This window comes from uncultured Anaerococcus sp. (assembly GCF_937934665.1).
Lineage (GTDB): Bacteria > Bacillota > Clostridia > Tissierellales > Peptoniphilaceae > Anaerococcus.
On record NZ_CALGYW010000010.1, the window covers coordinates 1 to 1,575 of the forward strand.

Consider the following 1,575-nt stretch of genomic DNA (forward strand, 5'->3'; position numbering starts at 1 on the left):
TGGCATTTGTTAGATAAATGCTGGACGATTTTTTTTATAAATCTGCCTGGTGGCTTGACCTAAATTCTGATGGGGTCATATCAAGGATTTTGACAAAGTTTCTAAGCAAGGTCTTTGACGAATTGTAGCCTACTGCTATGGCTATATCTGTTATAGGATCATCAGTATTTACCAAAAGCTCGCAAGCAGCGTGGACTCTTACTTGGTGGAGGTAGGAGTAGAAGTTTTGCTCCATAAAGTAAACAAAGAGTTTGTTTATATTCTTGCTTGTAAGGCCAAACTTCTTTGATACATCCATTATATCTGTATCTTTGGCATAATTTTCATTTATATAATCGATTAGCTTTAGGTCTTCTGGTTTGAAGGTAAAGGAGGTATCGCCTTCTATTAGCTGGCTTAGCTTTCTAAAGTCTCTAGTCCCTATGGTTTGCTTGGATTGAAAGATTTTAGATAGCTGGGCGGGGTCAGAATAGTTTACAGCCTTTGCTATTTCTCTTAAGGTCATATCGGTGTGGCTTAAGAGGAATTTTGCCTTGTAAATTCTTATCTCATGGAGAATATCTAGAAAACCAAGACCTGTCACATCCTTTATGTACTGGCTTATGGCAGATTCTGACATGAGAAAAATCTTTGAGAGGACTTCTAGGCTTATATCCTTAGATGAGTTTAAAAATATATACATAAAGATATTTTCTTTTTTGGCCGCAATTGACTCACCAAAGTTGTCGGCGTCGTTTATATACCTTATATAAAGAATCAAAAGCTCGGTAATCTTACACATTAGATAGACTGTTGAGAATTTCTTTTTGGTATGGATAATCAAGTTTAGGGAATGAACCCCAACTTCTTTTTTTATATCTTCAAAGATTGCAAGAATCTTTTCGTTGGCTTCTAAGTCATAAAGAGCAGACTCGCTTTTATATAAGGAGGATATAAAGTCTAGGTCTTCATTGTCTATATTCATCTGGCTTTTCATGTAGACATTGACTAGGTTAAAGTTATAAACCAAAAGATAGTAGGTAAGTTTATCATCAACTTCTATAATCTCAGAAGTCTGCCAAGGAAGGATAGAGATTACTGTGTCAGGGGCCATCTTATAGACCCTATCTTGGATTTTAATCTTTCCCTCACCTTCTAGGATATATAAGAACCTGCTGTGTTTATGCATAAGGGGCAGGGTTTTTCCGTCGTCAGCTTGGATGTCAAAACTTATTAGATTTGACCCTGTTAGAGACGATGAAAACGAATCTTGTAGCGTAACATATTTTTTTCCCATAAAGATACTCCTCCTACTTATATAGTATTTTTTCTTGGATAATTTTCAATAAATTTTTTAATTTTTTTCAAATATTCATACAAAAAACGTTTGTTTTATGTAAAAAAAGGCATACTTTGCTAAAAAAAGACGACTTTTTACCAAATTATAAATAATTGACAAAAAATAAGTGCCTTTTTGTCCTAATTAAATTTAAGATATGTGATATTATATAAGTGTGAAATCGTTACGATGCTGTTAGTAACAGAAAAATACAAAGGAGAGATTATTATGGCAAAAAATTTCAGAGGAAAATCATT

1 protein-coding gene is annotated in these 1,575 nt (G+C 33.8%); it reads right to left on the minus strand.

From position 1 onward, the window contains the following. Positions 1 to 34: 34 nt before the first annotated feature. Complete coding sequence (locus Q0410_RS00575) at positions 35 to 1,276, minus strand: helix-turn-helix domain-containing protein (RefSeq protein ID WP_299031632.1); 1,242 nt, start codon at positions 1,274 to 1,276, stop codon at positions 35 to 37. Between the last annotated feature and the right edge of the window lie 299 nt (positions 1,277 to 1,575).